Source organism: Cyanothece sp. BG0011, from assembly GCF_003013815.1.
Classification (GTDB): domain Bacteria; phylum Cyanobacteriota; class Cyanobacteriia; order Cyanobacteriales; family Microcystaceae; genus Crocosphaera.
Genome location: NZ_PRLH01000085.1, coordinates 1 through 4559, shown reverse-complemented (window position 1 = coordinate 4559; position 4559 = coordinate 1). Strand labels below are relative to the sequence as shown.

The following is a 4559-nucleotide window of genomic DNA, read 5'->3' as shown; positions in this document are numbered from 1 at the left end:
GGAATTCCACGGGCTCCGTGCTACTCGGGATACAGTTAGGCTGTTTAAGTTTTCAATACAGGACTTTCACCTTCTCTGGTGCAGTTTTCAGCTGCTTCGTTTAACCGCTACAGTCCACATCACTGTCCCACAACCCCATCAACCGTAGTCGATGGTTTAGGCCTGGTCCCTTTTCGCTCGCCGCTACTGGGGGAATCGCTTTTGCTTTCTCTTCCTCGGGTTACTAAGATGTTTCAGTTCGCCCGGTTAGCTTGTGTCACCCTATAGATTCAGGTGACCATTCTTGGGGTTGCCCCATTCGGAAACCTTCGGATCAATGCTTGCTTCCAGCTCCCCGAAGCGTATCGTCGGTAACTACGTCCTTCTTCGCCTCTGTGTGCCTAGGTATCCACCGTTAGCCCTTTGTAGCTTGACCTTTTTGGTCTTTTTTTTGGACTTGTTTGTTGACTCTTTTTTCTGCAGTTTTCAAGGGTACTGACTGGATATAACATCCAGCATTCCGTCTTTTTCAAAAAGACTAGGTGCTGAACTATCCTTTTTTTGGGAAATCAGACAGGTGGGCTATTCTGGACTTGAACCAGAGACCTCACCCTTATCAGGGGTGCGCTCTAACCAGCTGAGCTAATAGCCCCTCTTTCCGAGACCCATTCTTAGTTTGAAAGCTGTTCACATTTCCCTTGCCACGACCTTGGGATGGAAGAATTTAGAATTAAAAATTTAGAATTTAGAATGATTTTTTTACATTCTTCATTCTGCATTCTACATTCTCCTCGGTCTCCCTATAAGGAGGTGATCCAGCCACACCTTCCGGTACGGCTACCTTGTTACGACTTCACCCCAGTCACTAGCCCTGCCTTAGGAGTCCCCCTCTCGAAAGTTAGGGTAACTACTTCGGGCGTGACCAGCTTCCATGGTGTGACGGGCGGTGTGTACAAGGCCCGGGAACGAATTCACCGCAGTATGCTGACCTGCGATTACTAGCGATTCCTCCTTCATGCTCTCGAGTTGCAGAGAGCAATCTGAACTGAGGCTGGGTTTGATGAGATTCGCTTTCCCTCGCGGGTTCGCTGCCCTTTGTCCCAACCATTGTAGTACGTGTGTAGCCCAGGGCGTAAGGGGCATGCTGACTTGACGTCATCCCCACCTTCCTCCGGTTTGTCACCGGCAGTCTCTCTAGAGTGCCCACCTTAATGCTGGCAACTAAAGACGAGGGTTGCGCTCGTTGCGGGACTTAACCCAACATCTCACGACACGAGCTGACGACAGCCATGCACCACCTGTGTTCCGGTTCCCGAAGGCACCTTTCCCTTTCAGGAAAGTTCCGGACATGTCAAGCCCTGGTAAGGTTCTTCGCGTTGCATCGAATTAAACCACATACTCCACCGCTTGTGCGGGCCCCCGTCAATTCCTTTGAGTTTCACACTTGCGTGCGTACTCCCCAGGCGGGAAACTTAACGCGTTAGCTACGGCACGGCTCGGGTCGATACAAGCCACACCTAGTTTCCATCGTTTACAGCTAGGACTACAGGGGTATCTAATCCCTTTCGCTCCCCTAGCTTTCGTCCCTGAGTGTCAGTTTCGGTCCAGTAGCGCGCCTTCGCCACCGATGTTCTTCCCAATATCTACGCATTTCACCGCTACACTGGGAATTCCCGCTACCCCTACCGAACTCTAGTTTTCCAGTTTCCACTGCCTTTCCGAAGTTGAGCTTCGGTCTTTGACAGCAGACTTGAAAAACCACCTGCGGACGCTTTACGCCCAATAATTCCGGATAACGCTTGCATCCTCCGTATTACCGCGGCTGCTGGCACGGAGTTAGCCGATGCTTATTCCTCAGGTACCGTCAGATCTTCTTCCCTGAGAAAAGAGGTTTACAACCCAAAGGCCTTCCTCCCTCACGCGGTATTGCTCCGTCAGGCTTTCGCCCATTGCGGAAAATTCCCCACTGCTGCCTCCCGTAGGAGTCTGGGCCGTGTCTCAGTCCCAGTGTGGCTGCTCATCCTCTCAGACCAGCTACTGATCGTTGCCTTGGTAAGCTTTTACCCCACCAACTAGCTAATCAGACGCGAGCTCCTCTTCAGGCAAAATAATTTTCACCTTTCGGCATATTGGGTATTAGCAGTGGTTTCCCACTGTTATCCCCATCCTGAAGGCAGATTCTCACGCGTTACTCACCCGTCCGCCACTCAGTCCGAAGACTGCGTTCGACTTGCATGTGTTAGGCATACCGCCAGCGTTCATCCTGAGCCAGGATCAAACTCTCCGTGGTGGAAAGTTTGAAGCATAGGCTCCATTTTTTTCCTTGACTCTATAATTCCGATTAATCGAAATATAGAGGGTGAATTGATTTTTTTCTACTGTTTCCTAGACAACTAGGAACAAATAGAATATAATTGTTTCAATTAACAAGGGCTGTGTTGTTTATCAGCTTTCAAACTATAGAATTGTCTAGGTTCGGAGCGCGTCGTTTGCGTTTCGCTCTCAACCGCGCATTTACAAATATAACCAAACCAACAGGGAATGTCAACCCTTTTTTTGATTTTTTTCTAAAATATTTTCCCTCTTTCTTTGAAAGCTAGTCAGAGAAAGGGTTTTAAGAGCAAAAAAAGTTTCCAGATTAACTTGAAGATCATCAAAATATTGGATAAATAGTATTACAGTATTACGGTATTACCTTTAATGTGTGATTGTGATTTTTAATCTAGATAGGATGCAAGACCAATCAGATCCATCTCAACTCGGTGACATAGCAGTCTCTAAACTGACAAGAGAATCAACTTTACAACAAGCAATTCCGATGAGTCTCTAAAATGGTGGGTTACGACGGATGATTAGCTTCTAGTAAACCTTGAGTTTATCGCCGTCTAACCCACCCTACTGGACTAAAGCTTTAGTCTGAGGCAGAAGGTAGAAGGCAGTTGACAGGAGGGTTGTTAAGACTTTAACTTTTGAAGAGTAACAACTAAAATTCCTTGCATTGTCTCGACTTCTTCTAAGACTGAACTAAATAACTCAGGTGAATGGGTTTTATTTCTTTTGCAATAATTAGCTACATATCTAATTCTCACAGGAGAGCCTAAGAAGATTAAAATTATTGAGCGCGAAGCAAATATTGAACTTGACTTTCAACGTCTTCTACATAAGCACTATTGCGTTCTAGGGTATATCGTCTGCTTAACATACAGTTTTCAATAGCGGCATTAACAATTTCTTCACCAGTAACATCACCTGAGCTAAATTCTGATTGAAATTTAACATAACCAGGAATGCCTTCTTCTGCAAAAGCTCCACGATAAGCCATCATTGCTAACATATTAGGCTCAACATAATCTTCAGCGTCCATCAAACAATCCTCTTGCCAGTCTGATTGTGCATTTTGTGCATTAACCTTGGAAGGAAAAACTGTCAGGGTTCCAACTACGATTAAAGATAGCCAAGATGCAGATTGTTTCATCAATGATTTCATAATTGATTCTCCTTGTAATTTGTTAACCTCTCTATAATCTCAAGATAAAAATTTTTCGTTGGGGTTGCTTCTACTGAAGTGAATAGATTATTTATATTAAAGAGGGTATATAAAAGAAATTATTTCCACCCATAGCACTATGTCAAAAGCAAGGGTCAATGAACTGGTTGAAAGCTAATATCCCATGGCACAATAGGAAAGATTGACCAAGTAAGCGATCGCATAGCAAAATTAGACTGAGAACAAACCGAATAACCTAGATGACTGCAACCTTACAAGCACCCCCAAAAACCCATCGCGTTGTGTTTCCCTTTACGGCCATTGTTGGCCAAGAAGAAATGAAACTGGCCTTACTCCTCAATGTCATTGACCCAAAAATTGGCGGTGTCATGATTATGGGCGATCGCGGCACAGGAAAATCAACCACTATCCGCGCTTTAGCTGACTTACTTCCTGAAATTGATGTCGTGGAAAATGATCCGTTTAACTCTCATCCCTCTGATCCTGATTTGATGAGTGATAATGTCCGTCAAGTATTAGAAGAAGAAGGATCGTTACCCGTTGCTCACAAAAAAGTAATCATGGTTGACTTACCCCTTGGCGCAACGGAGGATAGAGTCTGTGGCACCATTGATATTGAAAAGGCTTTATCAGAAGGGGTCAAAGCGTTTGAACCTGGGTTATTAGCTAAGGCAAACCGAGGCATTTTATATGTAGACGAAGTTAACCTACTCGACGATCACTTAGTAGATGTATTATTAGACTCTGCGGCCAGTGGTTGGAATACAGTAGAAAGAGAAGGAATTTCTATTAGACACCCGGCTAGATTTGTTTTAGTGGGATCGGGAAACCCCGAAGAAGGAGAGTTACGGCCTCAGTTACTGGATCGTTTTGGAATGCACGCAGAGATCCACACCGTTAAAGAACCTAATTTACGAGTACAAATTGTAGAACAAAGATCAGAATTTGATCGTGATCCTCAAAAATTCTGTGAAACTTATCAATCTCAACAAGAGGAGTTACAAAATAGTTTAGTTAAAGCACAAAATCTATTACCTTCGGTTAATATCGATTATGATTTACGGGTCAAAAT

General features: G+C 44.7%; 2 protein-coding genes, 1 tRNA gene and 2 rRNA genes. 1 reads left to right on the top strand and 4 read right to left on the bottom strand.

The window, feature by feature from the left end:
• The 4 genes from C4E06_RS10650 to C4E06_RS10635 form a co-directional block, all read right to left on the bottom strand.
• Positions 1 to 415 (bottom strand): 23S ribosomal RNA (locus C4E06_RS10650); the annotation flags it as partial.
• A 142-nt stretch (positions 416 to 557) separates the two neighbouring features.
• A tRNA-Ile gene (locus C4E06_RS10645) sits at positions 558 to 631 on the bottom strand.
• Between the two features lie 151 nt (positions 632 to 782).
• Positions 783 to 2269: ribosomal RNA gene (locus C4E06_RS10640) — 16S ribosomal RNA — on the bottom strand.
• 822 nt (positions 2270 to 3091) lie between these two features.
• Entirely contained in the window at positions 3092 to 3466 is a 375-nt protein-coding gene (locus C4E06_RS10635; protein WP_198648534.1) for a hypothetical protein, read from the bottom strand.
• Between the two features lie 260 nt (positions 3467 to 3726).
• Between C4E06_RS10635 and bchI the strand changes: the two genes are divergently transcribed.
• Positions 3727 to 4559 (top strand): magnesium chelatase ATPase subunit I (gene bchI / locus C4E06_RS10630; RefSeq protein WP_107668036.1); only part of this gene is annotated, 833 nt, incomplete at its 3' end.

What these genes read in the sequence shown, in the direction of transcription:
- C4E06_RS10635 (WP_198648534.1), bottom strand. Translation starts at nt 3,466, where the DNA reads ATGAAATCATTGATGAAACAATCTGCATCTTGGCTATCTTTAATCGTA.